Source organism: Rahnella perminowiae, assembly GCF_019049755.1.
Taxonomy (GTDB): domain Bacteria; phylum Pseudomonadota; class Gammaproteobacteria; order Enterobacterales; family Enterobacteriaceae; genus Rahnella; species Rahnella perminowiae.
In genome coordinates this window covers 1-14,453 of sequence record NZ_JAFMOS010000619.1, presented here as the reverse complement: position 1 = coordinate 14,453, position 14,453 = coordinate 1, and the positions used below count along the sequence as shown (strand labels likewise).

Genomic DNA, 14,453 nt, shown 5'->3' with positions numbered 1-14,453 from the left:
TCAGCAGATGAATTTATGTAAAAAAATTCCAGATAAGGAAAACACCCCTCAGTGCGATACGGAAGGGTGTTTATGGCGGACTGGCAGACACATTAAAAACCTAATGAGTCCAGCAGATCGTCTACCTGTTCTTGTGAGGCCACCACACCGACACCGTTGGAATCGAGTTGCGGGCCGTTCAGCAGGCTGTCGTTTTCACGTTTCGCTTTAACCTGTTGTTCAGGAATATTTTCCATCAGCACCATTAACAGCTGATTTTCGATTTCCTGTACCACGGTCATCATACGTTTGATCACCTGACCGGTCAGATCCTGGAAGTCCTGCGCCATCATGATTTCCATCAGCTGAGCATTGGTGAAACTGGTGTGCTCAGGGATTTCTTTCAGATAGCTGCGGGTGTCAGTGACCAGCTCGCGGGCATCCGAGAGTTCAATCGGATTTTCAAACCATTCATCCCAACGCTTATCGAGTTTCTTCGCGGCAGATTCAAGTTTATTCTGGCGCGGCTGCGCGGCCTCCACACAGTTCAGGGCACGTTCAGCCGCCTGAGCGGTCATGGTGACCACATAATCGAGACGATCGCGGGCATCCGGGATCGCTTCGGCTGCCTGAGCAATGGCCTGATCCAGGCCAAGTTCACGCATGCTGTCACGCAACATACGGGTCAGTTGCCCAATGCGGGCGATAATATCGCCCGCGGTTGCTGCATCATTTGCAGGCATTGGTATCTCTGCCATATACGGACTCCTACATGCCCAGTTTTTCGAAGATTTTGCCCAGTTTTTCTTCCAGCGTGGCGGCGGTAAAGGGTTTAACCACATAACCACTGGCCCCGGCCTGTGCGGCGGCAACGATGTTTTCTTTCTTCGCTTCTGCGGTCACCATCAGCACCGGCAGTTTGGACAGCGCACCGTCAGCACGGATGGTTTTCAGCAAATCCAGACCGTCCATGTTGGGCATGTTCCAGTCGGATACCACAAAGTCAAAACCCCCGGCGCGCAGTTTGTTCAGTGCATCAACACCGTCTTCCGCTTCTTCAACATTGTTGAAGCCCAGCTCTTTTAGCAGGTTGCGCACGATACGACGCATGGTAGAGAAATCGTCTACTACCAGAAATCTCAGATTTGGATCGGCCATGTTTTATCTACTCCTAAGGTTTGCTACCCAGCACAAGGCTGAAAAATTAAATACGTAATGCCTGACCGGCTGATATTTGCGCCAGCATCCGCTGGCTGATTTGGCTCAGATCCACCACTTCGTTTACGCCACCCGTGGCGATAGCCTCACGAGGCATACCAAATACCACACAACTGGCTTCGTTTTGTGCAAGGGTGTAAGCCCCGGCGCGGTGCATCTCAAGCATGCCGGCGGCGCCGTCATTGCCCATTCCCGTCAGGATCACCCCGACGGCATTGCGTCCGGCAAACTGCGCCACCGAACGGAATAAAACGTCGACCGACGGACGATGGCGGTTCACCGCCGGACCGTCGTTCAACTTAACCTGATAGTTGGCACCACTGCGCGCCAGTTCCATGTGTCTGTCACCGGGTGCGATATAGGCATGGCCCGGCAGAACACGTTCACCGTCTTCGGCTTCTTTCACCGTAATCTGACATAACTTGTTCAGACGATCGGCGAAAGAACGGGTGAAACCCGGTGGCATATGCTGAGTGATCATCAGCGCCGGACAGGTCGGCGGCAGCGGCTGCAGCACGTGACGGATAGCTTCTGTACCGCCCGTCGATGAGCCGATGGCAATCAGCTTTTCACTGCTCAGCAGCGGTGTATGGCTGAGAATGCGCGGCTGATCAAGATTGACGCTTTTGTTCAGACGCGCTTTGGAGGCGGTACGGATTTTATCGGCAATCATCTCGCTGTAGGCCAGCATGCCTTCGCGGATCCCCAGTTGCGGTTTGGTCACAAAGTCAATCGCGCCAAGTTCCAGTGCACGCAAGGTAATTTCCGAGCCTTTACCGGTCAGTGAAGACACCATTACCACCGGCATCGGACGCAGACGCATCAGCTTTTCCAGGAAATCCAGGCCGTCCATGCGCGGCATTTCAACATCCAGCGTCAGCACGTCCGGGTTGAATTTTTTAATGAGATCACGCGCCACCAGCGGATCGGGGGCGGTCGCCACCATTTCCATATCCGGATGGCTGTTGATGATTTCAGTCATCAGCTGACGCATTAACGCCGAGTCATCGACGCTCAACACTCTGATTTTATTCATTACCTCTCCTTGGCGAGGCCATAGACAGTCTGACCGCGCAAATAAAATTCCCGGCTGATTTGGCTGAAGTTTTCGGAGTGTCCGGCAAACATCAGGCCCCCCGGTTTAAGTAACGGAACAAATCGGCGTAAAATTTTCTCCTGCGTTTCTTTATCGAAATAAATCATCACATTGCGGCAGAAAATTGCATCAAACGGACCGTTAAGCTGCCACTGGTTTGCCAGCAGATTCAGCTGCTGGAAAGCCACCATCTGCGCCAGTTCAGGGCGCACACGCACCAGGCCGCTGTGCGGGCCTGTGCCTTTGAGGAAAAATTTCTGTAACTGCTGCGGGCTGAGGGTTCGCAGCTCTTCGAGGCGGTAAACCCCGGCGGTGGCTTTTTCCAGCACCTGCGTGTCAATATCACTGGCCTGAATACGGCAGCTTGCCATTTTCGGCCCCAGCGCTTCACTCAGCGTCATGGCGATGGAATACGGTTCTTCGCCCGTTGAGGCCGCCGTACTCCAGACGCTGTAATTATTCGGACGCGAACGGGCATGTTCCGCCAGGATCGGGAAGTGATGCGCTTCGCGGAAAAATGCCGTCAGATTGGTGGTCAGTGCGTTGATAAACGCCTGCCATTCCGGGCTGTTGCTGTCGTTTTCCAGCAGTGCCATATAGCTGGTGAAATCATTCAGCCCGAGTATCCGCAACCGCCGTACCAGGCGGTTGTAGACCATTTCGCGTTTGTGATCCGCCAGCACAATACCCGCGCGCTGATAAATCAGCTCGCTGATCCGGCGGAAATGGGTATCAGACAGCGGTAAACGCTGGATCATCTGTGCCATGATCGAGGTGTTATCAGCACTCATTGGCGAGCCTGGTTGATTCATGGTGCAGCTCCATTAAATGGACAGGTGGTGTAACGGGTACCCAATTCACTCTTCATCCGATGTCAGAAGGTTTCCCAGTTATCTGCCGATGCCGCACGTGCGGTGGCCGGAAGTAACGCAGGCTGTGCCACCTGGCGGGGCGTAAAGCCCTGAGCCTGTCCGCTGCGGCGTAAGGCACTGTCCGCGGAGGACAGTCGGAATACTGATACCGCACGGGTCAGATTTTCAGACTCGATTTCCAGCGCATGTGTGGAAGAAGCGGCCTGCTGAACCAGTGTGGCGTTTTGCTGTGTCACCTGATCCATTTGAGTTACGGCAATCGATACCTGTTCGATACCGCGACTTTGTTCATCAGACGCCGAAGCGATTTCACCCATAATGTCGGTGACGCGGGTAACAGCCCGAACAATGTCATCCATGGTATTTCCGGCAGATTCCACCAGTTGGGAACCCTGACTTACGCGGCTGACAGATTCATCTATCAGCGCTTTAATTTCTTTCGCCGCCTGTGCGCTGCGCTGTGCCAGACTCCGCACCTCGCCGGCCACGACCGCAAACCCACGCCCCTGTTCACCGGCACGTGCCGCTTCGACTGCGGCGTTCAGGGCCAGTATGTTGGTCTGGAATGCAATGCCATCAATGACGCTGGTGATCGCACTGATTTTCTTCGAACTGCCAGCGATGTCATTCATGGTTTTCACCACATTGCTGGTCAGTTCACCGCCCTTTTCAGCCGTATTCGACGCATCACGCGCCAGCTGCGTGGCCTGCCGGGCATTTTCGGCATTCTGTTTCACGGTCGCGGTCAGCTGTTCCATGCTCGCTGCGGTTTCTTCCAGCGCCGACGCCTGCTGTTCAGTGCGTGAAGACAAATCGGTGTTGCCCGCCGCAATCCCTTTCAGGCCGGAGAACATGGTGTCCGCGCCATGACGCACGGTACGCACGGTTTCTGCCAGCGACGTTTGCATCTGTTGCAGGCTTTCCAGCATGACTTTAATTTCGTACCGCCCTTGCGCCATGATGGGGGATGAAATATCACCGGCTCCGATGCGGTCGAAATGTCCGCGCATAATGGTCAGCGGTGTAAACAAAATGCGGCGGGTCACAACCAGCGCCAGTGCCGTCAGGGCAATCAGCAGCACCAGTACGACGGAGGTGTTGATCATGACATTCTGGTAAGACGCCGCCGTTTGCATTTGCGCTTCACGGAAGCGGGCGCCGACGTAATCGGTGTAATCACCCACATCTTTCTGGAACTGATCCTGGTACTTTTGCGCCGGACCGTTCAGAAAACCATTCATGTCGCCGGCGGACAGCAGATCAGTCAGTGTCTGCAACATATCGTGCAGTTGCTGATAGCTCGCTTTGTTCACGGCGGTCAGCGCAACGGCTTTTTCTGTTCTGCGTGGCAGAGCCAGAAACGCAGCGTAAGCCTCTTCTGCTTTTTTCAGGCTGGCTTTGGCATCTGACATCAGCTGAGTGATATTTTCCTGGGGCTGTTTCAGCGCCAGACGCGTTGCCGCGCGGTTAAGGGTATTACGGGTCTGCAACAGATAGGACCAGGACTGGCTGAGCGCATCACGCTGTTCAGCGGTGTTGGATATCTGCTCAAAATTCAATTTATCCGTGTGGGCGGCGTGCAGCGATAACCCGCTGTTAACCAGTTGCATAACAAAGAACACTATCAATAACAGAAACATGCAGGTGGACACACGGATGTGCTTAAACATGGATAACCTCATTAGGTGCCAGCCCAGACCGGCACCTTTATTCTTATACCCTGCATACTCAGGTCTGCATTTGCGTTAACGGCAAACCTGATTATTTCGGGTTGCGATGTCATATACGTACTTAGAAAGTTTCCCAGTTTTCGGTTAAATCTGTCCCCTGCGCTCCACCGTTACCGGCCTTAGAACCTGACAGGTTCGGAGTCAACAGAGGCAGCCTTGACGAAGAGGCCGGGTTCTGGCGCACGTTGTTATTTGTGGTCTGACTCAGCGTAAACACGGCCACTGATTGCGTCAGCAGGCTCGCCTGCTCTTCCAGCGCCGCCGAAGCGGACGCGGACTCTTCAACCAGTGAAGCGTTCTGCTGCGTCACCCGATCCATTTCAGTGATAGCCTGTGCGACCTGCTCAATCCCTCGGCTTTGTTCATCGGATGCCGAGGTGATTTCGCCCATAATGTCAGTCACACGGGTGACGGCATTCACCATGTCATGCATGGTTTCGCCGGCACTTTCCGCCAGCACTGAACCGGTATTAATGCGGCTGACAGAATCATCAATCAGCCCTTTAATTTCTTTTGCTGCCTGCGCGCTGCGCTGCGCCAGGGTACGGACTTCACCGGCCACAACCGCAAATCCGCGGCCCTGCTCGCCCGCACGCGCCGCTTCAACGGCGGCGTTTAACGCCAGAATGTTGGTCTGGAAAGCAATCCCGTCGATCACACCGGTAATGTCAGTGATCTTTTTCGAGCTGCTGGCGATGTCATTCATGGTATCGACCACGTTTGCCACCACTTTCCCGCCCTTCTGTGCGGTTTCGGACGCGCTCAGTGCCAGCTGGCTGGCCTGACGGGCGTTTTCCGCGTTCTGTTTCACGGTCGCGGTCAGCTGTTCCATGCTGGCAGCGGTTTCTTCCAGCGCAGACGCCTGCTGTTCCGTACGTGACGATAAATCGCTGTTGCCTGCGGAGATTTCGCTTGCGCCGCTGTAAATGGCATCAGCACCGTGACGTACGCCAGAGACCGTGCGGATCAGTTCGTCCTGCATGTACTTGAGACTATCGGCAAGCTGGCCGATTTCATTACGGCTTTTCACGACTATTTCGTGCGTCAGATCACCGGTTGCAATTTTACGTATGGTATCGACGATATTTTTCAGCGGATGGATCAGGATGCGTTGCACGCCAATCCAGGCAAGCAGGATGAAAATTGCCAGCACAATCAACACAGTGCCCAGCATCCACAGGGCATGCGTGAAGGAGTTCTCACTGACCTTCACCGCGTCGTTATACAAACGGTCGTTCTGATCGATATAGGCGACGAACGCTTTTTCGAAGTTGTCCTGATACTGCTGCGTCGGTTGTTCGAAGAAGTCATTAATACGCCCCAGACCAATAAGCTCAATCAGTTCCGAAAGCGCATCATGCAGCACCTGATATTGCTTTTTGGCATCGGCGGCAAATTGCGGATTCTGGCTGGCATCGACCGGGATTTTTTGATAACTGGCAAAGTGCTGCTCAGCGATTTGCAGATCTTTGGTCGCGGTATCCGTCAGTTCTTTGACCGTTGCACCGCTGCCCATCTGGTTTGCGTCGAGCATAAAACGGATACCCGCGCGGTTGAGGGTGTTACGGGTTTGCAGGAGATAAATCCAGCTGGCATTAAACTCTGCCTGCTGTAAACGGATTTGCTGAGAAGTGGTGAAATTATCTTTGTCTGTCTTTAACGATTTAAAGAACAGGCCGCCGGATACCAACTGTAAAGCACCGAAGACCACCAGTAAGATCACGATGCCCGTGACCACTTTCATACGGTTAAACATGTTGTTCCTTTTCAAATGAGAATTATCTGGAACAGTTATCGGCAGGGGAAACAGGAACTTTATGTGATCGGGATCGGATTTTTTCGGGGGGGAAGGATATCAGGCGACGGTGGCGACAAAACTCTTTAACACTGCGATGCGTTGGGCATCCGGATTGATCAGAAGGTCGTGATGAATCATCAGCACCACACCTTTAAGTAATTCTGTGGTGTTATCGATTTGGGAAAGGGTTTTGAGCTTTTCAATATCATTACCGATTTCCCGCCCTTTCAGGGAAAGCCGCTTATTAGCCAGACCGGTCGCCAGCTCTGACGTCAGCAAGGTCACCAGATGCAGGGCGGCTTCCGGGTTTGATGCCAGTTGATGAATGTAATACTTCAGCAGTAAAGGCACAAAATCAGGGGTTGCCCCCAACTCTGCACTCGCCATATTTAACAGATCAATCATGTGCGCAGGCACACGGGTTTCCACGGCTTTGCGTTGTCTCTGCAACTGCTTTTTAATGGCAGGCACTGACTGATAAGGGATCACCGCAACGCTGTCACAGGTTTTACACACTCCCGCGATGATATTTTTCACCATACCGCTGCCGTCATCAAACGGCACATCGCGCAGCTGATAGCTGACAATGCGAAAAGCCTCACAGACGCCACACATCGCCTTTTTCTCGTCCCCGACTTTATAAATAATCATATTCTTCCTTAATGATGAACGCTGATAAAAACACTGGTGGGCTCTGTAAAATACCACTTGATGTACCAGGGTACTCCGGCACTACTGACGGTGATGATGTGGACATCAATACTGCTGTCAAAATGGTAGAGGCGAACCTGATAATTATCTCCGGATGCCCTGCCGATTAAGGCAGCCACTTCAAAGGGCGAGATGTCACCCGTACTTAACAAATTCTTAAGCTGAATCCCGCGTCTTGCCTCAAATTCAATATTTCCATTCTTCAAACATTCAATCACCTTCCATTTGATCTCTCTGAAACTCATGAGGCCTCAATGTACGCCAGTTGTCGTACTTAATCAAATTATCATTTTGCATCACGACTCTTTCCGTGAAGCCCCGTCCCGCAGGGCTATCACGCCATATTCAGTCAGAAGATGCACAGAGAAAGTGATTATTTTTCAGGCAAATGGAAGGCATCACGCAAAAATGCGCTGCATGATATGCAACGCTGATTTGTAAACTCAGGACGGCTCGCAAGTCACTGTTTTACGCCGCCCCTTGTCGTTAAAAAGCCAATAACTGAGGAGCGCCAGTACCCAGACGCCAGCCGCGCCATAGATCAGAATACCGGCGAATCCTTGCGTCAGCGCCTGCGCAACCTGCCCGCTTTGCAGGGTTTCAATGACTGATCCGCCTGCGATACGCTCTGCCAGCAAAGAGAGATCCCTTTCAGCAGGCATTAATTCTTTCAGGCTGGCGGTAATTCCCGTCACAAGCAGGATTCCCATCAACGCAATGTTAATCGTCAGCGTAATCAGCCGGGCACTGATATCAATGCCCGAGGCCATTCCCGCACGGTTTGGCGCAACGGAGCCGGTTGTGGTATTGGTGACAGGCGTATTGGTCAGCCCCAGCGCGATACCTGCCAGCAACGCGCCCGGCAATAAGCTCAGGTGATGAAGGACCGCGATTTGCATCAGCATAAACCCTGCGCCCAGGGTGAATAATCCCAGCGGGATCACGCGTGACGCGCCAAAACGTGCCGTCAGTTTTTCACCGAGCGGCGGCATCAGCAACGTGGGTAACGTATAAGCCAGCAATGCGGTGCCGGTGGCGACACTGCCATAACCCAGCGCGCCCTGATAATACACGGGCAGGTAAATCATCAACGGCCAGAAGCTGAAATTCATCCCGACCGATCCCATCAGCGCACCAGAAAATGCCCGGACGCGGAAGACCGAAAAATCAAACATCGGATGTGGATGGTATTTTTCAATCCGGATGAACATGACCGCGCTGACGGCAGTTGCCAGCAAAACAACACCGGCTGTGACGCTGCTCCAGCCCAGGCTGCCGCCCTGAGTAATGAGAAAGGTCGCACCCATAACTGTCACCGAAAGGGTTATCAGACCGCCAAGATCCAGTTTTTTAGCCTGTTCATCACGGGATTCCATCACGTTTTTCAGCGCCAGTATCAGGGTCAGGACGGCGATAAACACGTGAACCAGAAACACCCATCGCCAGCTCAGCCAGGCGACCAGCGAGCCGCCGATGATCGGGCCGAAGCCTAATCCGAAACCAAACGTAATTCCCCAGGCGGCAAACGCCTGACTGCGCGCTTTCCCTTGCGGAAACTGCGTTGAAAGAATGGCAATCAGACAGGTCAGCATGGCACCGCCGCTCAGTCCCTGAAGAAAACGGCCTGCGATAAGCCATTGTGCGCTTCCCGCGAGACCACACATCAGCGAGGTCAGTCCGAACGCAGCAATACTGATGATAAAAACACGCTTACGACCATACCGGTCTGCCAGCGTACCGATCGCCATCAGTACCGTGGTGCAGGCGAGCGTATAAGCGTTCATGATCCACTGAAGCTCGCGGAAGCTGGTATGCAGTTCCCGTTCGAGTACCGGTGATAAGACGGGGACACTGGAAATTTCCAGCCCCGACATCAGGGCGGCCAGACAAACGGCCATCAGGGCGAGTGTGTTTTTCATGCTTAAATCCTGCGGGGATAAGAGAGGCTTAGCATGGAAGATTGGCGGCAGAGTAGAAATCTGCCTGTGTGCCATGTATCGTCAAGATTATGCCAACCTGATGGTTATCCTGTTATGCAAAAAGTTGATCTGCCACTGATGTGTTCTCCGCGTTATCCCGCTGCGCCCAACCGGCGACTGGTATTGCTGGCTTATGAGTGTCTGTGCACTTTCGAGTTCGGGATTGCCGTCGAAGCCTTTGGACGTGCCGATGAACTTACCGGCGAACCGTTGTACGCGTTATCCGTCGCATCGGTCGAAGAAGGAACTTTCGGCGCACAAGGCGGCGTGCGGCTGATGGTGGACGGCGGGCTGGAACTGCTGGAAGACGCCGGCACAATTGTCATCCCCGGCTGGCGAAGCATACATGAACCGGCTTCTGACCGGCTGATGGCTGCACTGCAAAAGGCTCACCATAACGGGACACGAATTGTGTCGATCTGCGCAGGAAGTTTCGTGCTGGCCGCTGCGGGTTTGCTGGACGGTAAACGGGCGACGGCGCACTGGAACAGCACCGATGCACTGGCGAAGAAATTCCCTGACGTGCAGGTGGAGCATGGCATGATTTATGTCGATGAAGGCAACATCATTACTTCTGCCGGAGGGGCTGCGGGGGTCGATGTGTGTCTGCATCTGATCCGTCGTGATTATGGTATTGAAGTCGCTAACCGTACGGCGCGCCGCATGGTGACTCCGCCCCTGCGCGAAGGCAATCAGGCTCAGTTGATCCGCCAACCGGTACCGCGGCAACAGACAAAAACGCTCGCCCCGTTGCTCGATGACTTACGCGGCCACCTTAATACGCCGCTGGTGATTGATCAGCTCGCCGCGCAAGCCGGAATGAGCCGCCGCACCTTTCTGCGCCGTTTCCATGATGCTACCGGTACCACACCGGGCGAATGGATGCTGAACGTGCGGCTGGAAAAAGCCTGCGCGCTGCTGGAAAACGGCACATTAAGCATTGACCGCGTCGCCGAACAGGCCGGTTTTGGATCACCCGAAACCCTGCGCCATCACTTCCGCCAGCGGCTTGGGATGACACCGACAATGTGGCGCAAGGAATCAGCCGAAAGAAGTCTGCCGGGATGAACGGGGGGCCCGCAACGTTGGGCCTGCCCCTGGCCATCGCCTCAAAACCACGGCACTGTTGCCACTGCACTCAGCCCGTATGCCCCAAATTCCCCTTGAACAGGTTCAGGCTGCAATACCCCACGCCGGATAAACAGTCTGAACACTTCACCGGTCGAGAGGCTTTTTACCTGAATAAAAGGCAGTGCCGTGACCTGCGCTTTGCTGTCGGGGATGCGTTGAAGCGCTTCCTCTTCACTCAGCCAGCCTTTTTTAACCGACCGACGGCGCAGCCTTTCCGGATTGCTTTTAACCTGTACACGGCTGAAACAGCAGTGTTGCGTACCGGGCGGGACATCGCGGATTTCACTGACATCAACCTGATCACGCAGCCCCTTCAGCCACTGAGTCTGACCGAACGCTGTCAGCGTACCGGCATTGCTGTGCAGGCGGATGATATCCCCGGGTTTCTGACCGTAATGCGGAAAACTGATGCCTATTTTCCCGGCAGCATATTGCCCCAGCGCGCGATGCAATTTGGCAAACAGCGCAGCCATCAGCAGTTCGGTGCCAAATTCCGGGTCGGGCAGAACGCGAATTTCCTGATAACTTTCCATGCTGGCCTTTACTCCCCTTTCTCACCGAAAACGCCGCCGCGTATCAGCGTGGCGATAACGTAATGCTGTTGCTCCGTGTCCGGCTTTTTATCTTTCGTCACCCAGTTATCCAGCAGCGTGTAGAAGTCCATTTTCTGTTTTGGCTGGCGATAAGCTTTACCCTTGCTGGTCACGGATCCGTAAGGCTCGACGGCGATCGGACCGAGTTCTTCCACTTCGGCATCCGGATACCAGTCATCAATCGTGCGCAGCGCATTGCCGATTTTTTGTGAATGCAATGCCGCAATGCCCCCTGCCTGATAAAGGATTTTACTTTTTTTACTGTCACGGCTTGAGTCCAGGACCAGTTCCTGAGAAGGGAAAACTTCCTGGCCTGCGCCCAGACGGGCAAAGGCCTCCACGGTCAGCAGCACAGCCTCCTTACCACTCAGCCCCTCCTCAATGACAGCCGCCAGTTCAGCCAGATCACCGGTTGGCTGGCTGAACTGACGCAGGTTGAATTCGTCCGCCTCAAATTCCCAGCACTGCGTATTATGCGTAACATGAACGGCAATGCCTTGCGCGCCAATCCGGTTACGCCAGAGGAAACGCCCGTTAGCAAGGTTTTCCGCATAACGGGCCGCCAGCGTGCCAAAGCCATGTTCAGTGCGATAACCATCAATCACTGCCGCGAGAGCGGCCTGATAATCCTGATCGTTACACACTGACGGGGAAGAAAGGTTGCCGAGTACGCGCAGGGTAAAGCGGAGCTTCAGGGTATCCGTATCAAACGGCAGCGCCGCGACGTCTACACGTTGCAGGTTGGGTTTCTGAATCTCAGCATCGAGTTTTGTCGGATCGGTGGAAGCGGCATTTTTCATGCGGTTGGAAATGGTGCCGCGTACGGCTTTTTCCTGGATTTCGACCGGCTGCCATGTCTGCGTATCTTTACAGTCCTGCCAGTTACCGGCGAACATCTGTGCGTCCGAGTTTGCCAGTTTGCGTTCAAAAGCCAGGACAGACGCGGTTTTTACGGTGGTTTTGGTCATTGTGCTTTCCTTGTTTCAATGATTAAAAATCGGAATGTTCTTGTTCAGTTAAGTCGGCTTCCTGCAGCGGTTTAGCATGGCTGCAGAGGTAGTTTTCGCTGCTTACGGGGTATCGCCAGAGAAGCTGATGAATATCAGTGATGCGATGCGGGCTGCGCCATTCGCCGACGCCATAGGCCGCTTCGACAAAACGGAACGGCGTTGATGTATCGCGGGTTTTTGCCACCTCACCGGGCGCATATAACGGTGAAATCGGGGTGAACCCCACCATCAGCGGCACCAGATAACCTTTCGCGGGTTTCGGCTGATATTCCCATTCAACGGAGCCATCATCGTGCGATCCGGCACGGTAAGTGATACTGGCGAAATCCAGCCAGGCGTCGATCATTTCCGCCTGCGGATCCTGCGCCTGCCGTCCGGCAAAATGCTGCGCCAGCAGTTCAGAACGGTCAACCAGCGCGAAACCCGGCAATGCGCGGTACATTTCGCGGCGGGTGATATGTTGCAATTCATCGCCGTTTTGCGGCAGCGCCATCACCCGTACCGGTTTCATTGAGATCACCGTGCCGCCCGCCAGCCGCTGAGTAACACAAAGCCATTGCAGATGTTGTTCCAGTTCCCTGGCCCCGGCATCGCCATGGGCAATGCTGCCTTCACATTCTATAAAAAGCGTGACGGTCATGTGCATCCGCCCTTCTTCATTGAAAGGTGCAGTTTTCGCTTCTTTTGTCAGCGGGATACGCGTCAGCGCAAAATAATGGTCGCCCCGTTCGCTGGCCTGATAAGCCTGAATCTGTTGCCGGTGGCACACGACACCGCAGCCGGTAAATTGCAGCCCGTGGCTCTGCTGAACCTGGCGTGAAAGCGCATGGGTAAACCCCAGAAAATGGGTGATCGCCGGAAAACCGTAGGTCAGGCCGGAAATGGCATTGGCATTTTCGACCTGTACATGAGGCAGAACAATCAGATAACTCATTGCCAGTTCTCCTGCTGAGCCACCTCAAATTCCCGCAGACGGCTACGCATTAGCCTCGCCCATTCGCGGAATTCGACCGCACCCATATTCAGTTTTTCGTCCTTATTCAGTCGGGTATTCAGCCAGTGGGCAAAATCCTCAGCAATCTCGGTGACCCATTCGCCGCCTTCGCGCCGCAGTTTAAAATCAGGATCAGTATGCTGACGCAACGGATCAAGCCAGAGCTGGTGCGCCGCTTTCAGAATGCAGTCTTCTTGTTGGCTCCAGCCCTGAAGGTTTGTCAGTGACTGAATTTCGGCGGCATAGCTGAAGATCATACCGATCAGTTCATCCACGTATTCAGCACGCTGCTGGCGGATTTCCATATTGTTGTCGCGCTCAGAAATACTGTGCAGATAACGACGCAGGTCAGAGACAACACGCGTTATTTTGGGAGAAACCGCCGCCAGAAAATTTTTATGCGAAACAGGCGGCTTAAGGGATTGCTGCCACTGCGGCGGGGCACAACGCAGAAGGTGATTTTTACCGCCACGCGCACTGTTCAGATAGGAGATATTTTGTGGCTTGGTGCCTCCCATATTTTGTACCGCGAGATCAGGAAAATACTGAACGGCTTCAGGATGCCAGTGCCCTTCGCGGCGTGCTTTACGGGCGGTTACGGATCCATCACTGTAACGGGAATAGCTGATGCGCTGGTATAAGGCATGCGCCAGTGAAGATGAATAAAGCGGGCTGAGCAGATGGTAATCGCCTTTATCAGAAACCGGGAAATAAAGCTGTTTAGCGAGCTGGTGCGTCGAGAGTGTTTTATCCGACAGCGCCTGCATAAAACCGCTGATCCATTGCTCTGACTGGGCCTCATTTTCCGCTAATGCCCTCAGCGCCGAGAAATCACCGCGTTTGAGGCAAGCCAGTAATGAATCGCCTTCATGCACGGTTTGCAGCAATTTTGCCACGTCCAGCGCAGCGGAGTTGCCGACGGCATCAACGGCAGGTGAATACAACGTCGCCGTGGACAGATAAGCCGTTTCAGTGCCTGTTACCGTGCTGTACACACTGCTGCCTTTAGCATCACCATGAAAATATTTTACCGCATGTGTCACCAGACTGATTTGCCCCGCACGCGCGGCCGCATCGGTCAGCCAGGTGCGGACGTCATATTTCTTTTCCAGTTCGCGGCGTTGTTCAAAAAGCTGCTGCTCAAGCCCGGCTTGCTCTTCCGCGCTGGCAGCGGACAATTGTTTGTCGGCGGCTTTGTTGAATGCATCCAGCTTGAGCTGATAGCGGTCGTGAATGTAAGAAACAATGAACTTACATAAGTTATTTCCTTCCATTTCTCTTCCCTTTAAATTTAATTAACAACCGGCAAAAGCATTGCTTACGAATATATTAGTTATTTATC

The 14,453-nt window shown here is 53.8% G+C and carries 14 protein-coding genes; 1 reads left to right on the top strand and 13 read right to left on the bottom strand.

Annotated features, from left to right (window positions below; genetic code table 11):
- Positions 1-92 precede the first annotated feature (92 nt).
- The 9 genes from cheZ to J1785_RS21045 all read right to left on the bottom strand — a co-directional run bounded on the left by cheZ (position 93) and on the right by J1785_RS21045 (position 9,323).
- Positions 93-737: a protein phosphatase CheZ gene (cheZ, locus tag J1785_RS21085; protein WP_129952752.1), complete on the bottom strand. Its 645-nt coding sequence runs from the start codon at positions 735-737 to the stop codon at positions 93-95.
- 10 nt (positions 738-747) lie between these two features.
- On the bottom strand, positions 748-1,137 hold the full coding sequence (gene cheY, locus J1785_RS21080) for a chemotaxis response regulator CheY (protein WP_095922326.1): 390 nt from the start codon (positions 1,135-1,137) through the stop codon (positions 748-750).
- 46 nt (positions 1,138-1,183) lie between these two features.
- The gene (locus tag J1785_RS21075) at positions 1,184-2,233 is read right to left on the bottom strand and encodes a protein-glutamate methylesterase/protein-glutamine glutaminase (protein ID WP_129952751.1); all 1,050 of its coding nucleotides are present in this window, start codon (positions 2,231-2,233) and stop codon (positions 1,184-1,186) included.
- The gene (cheR, locus tag J1785_RS21070) at positions 2,233-3,105 is read right to left on the bottom strand and encodes a protein-glutamate O-methyltransferase CheR (protein WP_129952750.1); all 873 of its coding nucleotides are present in this window, start codon (positions 3,103-3,105) and stop codon (positions 2,233-2,235) included. Before cheR ends, J1785_RS21075 begins: the two co-directional genes overlap by 1 nt.
- Before the next feature lie 62 nt (positions 3,106-3,167).
- Complete coding sequence (locus J1785_RS21065; RefSeq protein ID WP_217220556.1) at positions 3,168-4,835, bottom strand: methyl-accepting chemotaxis protein; 1,668 nt, start codon at positions 4,833-4,835, stop codon at positions 3,168-3,170.
- 121 nt (positions 4,836-4,956) lie between these two features.
- Positions 4,957-6,651, bottom strand: a complete 1,695-nt coding sequence (locus tag J1785_RS21060) for a methyl-accepting chemotaxis protein (protein WP_217220554.1) — start codon at positions 6,649-6,651, stop codon at positions 4,957-4,959.
- A gap of 99 nt (positions 6,652-6,750) precedes the next feature.
- Positions 6,751-7,344: a hypothetical protein gene (locus J1785_RS21055; RefSeq protein ID WP_129952747.1), complete on the bottom strand. Its 594-nt coding sequence runs from the start codon at positions 7,342-7,344 to the stop codon at positions 6,751-6,753.
- Between the two features lie 8 nt (positions 7,345-7,352).
- Positions 7,353-7,649 carry a hypothetical protein gene (locus J1785_RS21050; RefSeq protein ID WP_217220552.1) on the bottom strand — a complete coding sequence of 99 codons (297 nt, stop codon included), beginning with the start codon at positions 7,647-7,649 and terminating at the stop codon, positions 7,353-7,355.
- 198 nt (positions 7,650-7,847) lie between these two features.
- Positions 7,848-9,323, bottom strand: coding sequence for an MFS transporter (locus J1785_RS21045; protein ID WP_129952746.1), 1,476 nt, complete (start codon positions 9,321-9,323; stop codon positions 7,848-7,850).
- Positions 9,324-9,437: 114 nt separating this feature from the next.
- Between J1785_RS21045 and J1785_RS21040 the strand changes: the two genes are divergently transcribed.
- Positions 9,438-10,451: a helix-turn-helix domain-containing protein gene (locus J1785_RS21040; RefSeq protein WP_129952745.1), complete on the top strand. Its 1,014-nt coding sequence runs from the start codon at positions 9,438-9,440 to the stop codon at positions 10,449-10,451.
- 41 nt (positions 10,452-10,492) lie between these two features.
- Here the strand turns inward: J1785_RS21040 and cas6f are convergent, their stop codons facing one another.
- Genes cas6f through csy1 form a run of 4 tightly spaced genes read right to left on the bottom strand, consistent with a single transcriptional unit; the run spans position 10,493 to position 14,385 of the window.
- Positions 10,493-11,047: a type I-F CRISPR-associated endoribonuclease Cas6/Csy4 gene (cas6f, locus tag J1785_RS21035; protein ID WP_217220549.1), complete on the bottom strand. Its 555-nt coding sequence runs from the start codon at positions 11,045-11,047 to the stop codon at positions 10,493-10,495.
- A gap of 8 nt (positions 11,048-11,055) precedes the next feature.
- Positions 11,056-12,075: a type I-F CRISPR-associated protein Csy3 gene (gene csy3, locus J1785_RS21030; RefSeq protein ID WP_217158151.1), complete on the bottom strand. Its 1,020-nt coding sequence runs from the start codon at positions 12,073-12,075 to the stop codon at positions 11,056-11,058.
- Positions 12,076-12,097: 22 nt separating this feature from the next.
- A complete protein-coding gene (csy2, locus tag J1785_RS21025) occupies positions 12,098-13,051 on the bottom strand; it encodes a type I-F CRISPR-associated protein Csy2 (RefSeq protein ID WP_217220546.1) in 954 nt (317 codons plus the stop codon).
- Complete coding sequence (csy1, locus tag J1785_RS21020; protein ID WP_217220543.1) at positions 13,048-14,385, bottom strand: type I-F CRISPR-associated protein Csy1; 1,338 nt, start codon at positions 14,383-14,385, stop codon at positions 13,048-13,050. The genes csy2 and csy1 overlap by 4 nt, the downstream gene beginning before the upstream one ends.
- Between the last annotated feature and the right edge of the window lie 68 nt (positions 14,386-14,453).

Excerpts from the sequence above, each read along its gene's own strand:
- J1785_RS21060 (WP_217220554.1), bottom strand. The coding sequence starts at position 6,651 with ATGTTTAACCGTATGAAAGTGGTCACGGGCATCGTGATCTTACTGGTG.
- cas6f (WP_217220549.1), bottom strand. The coding sequence starts at position 11,047 with ATGGAAAGTTATCAGGAAATTCGCGTTCTGCCCGACCCGGAATTTGGC.
- J1785_RS21045 (WP_129952746.1), bottom strand. The coding sequence starts at position 9,323 with ATGAAAAACACACTCGCCCTGATGGCCGTTTGTCTGGCCGCCCTGATG.
- cheY (WP_095922326.1), bottom strand. The coding sequence starts at position 1,137 with ATGGCCGATCCAAATCTGAGATTTCTGGTAGTAGACGATTTCTCTACC.
- J1785_RS21050 (WP_217220552.1), bottom strand. The coding sequence starts at position 7,649 with ATGAGTTTCAGAGAGATCAAATGGAAGGTGATTGAATGTTTGAAGAAT.
- cheR (WP_129952750.1), bottom strand. The coding sequence starts at position 3,105 with ATGAATCAACCAGGCTCGCCAATGAGTGCTGATAACACCTCGATCATG.
- csy2 (WP_217220546.1), bottom strand. The coding sequence starts at position 13,051 with ATGAGTTATCTGATTGTTCTGCCTCATGTACAGGTCGAAAATGCCAAT.
- csy3 (WP_217158151.1), bottom strand. The coding sequence starts at position 12,075 with ATGACCAAAACCACCGTAAAAACCGCGTCTGTCCTGGCTTTTGAACGC.
- J1785_RS21055 (WP_129952747.1), bottom strand. The coding sequence starts at position 7,344 with ATGATTATTTATAAAGTCGGGGACGAGAAAAAGGCGATGTGTGGCGTC.
- J1785_RS21075 (WP_129952751.1), bottom strand. The coding sequence starts at position 2,233 with ATGAATAAAATCAGAGTGTTGAGCGTCGATGACTCGGCGTTAATGCGT.
- cheZ (WP_129952752.1), bottom strand. The coding sequence starts at position 737 with ATGGCAGAGATACCAATGCCTGCAAATGATGCAGCAACCGCGGGCGAT.
- csy1 (WP_217220543.1), bottom strand. The coding sequence starts at position 14,385 with ATGGAAGGAAATAACTTATGTAAGTTCATTGTTTCTTACATTCACGAC.
- J1785_RS21040 (WP_129952745.1), top strand. The coding sequence starts at position 9,438 with ATGCAAAAAGTTGATCTGCCACTGATGTGTTCTCCGCGTTATCCCGCT.
- J1785_RS21065 (WP_217220556.1), bottom strand. The coding sequence starts at position 4,835 with ATGTTTAAGCACATCCGTGTGTCCACCTGCATGTTTCTGTTATTGATA.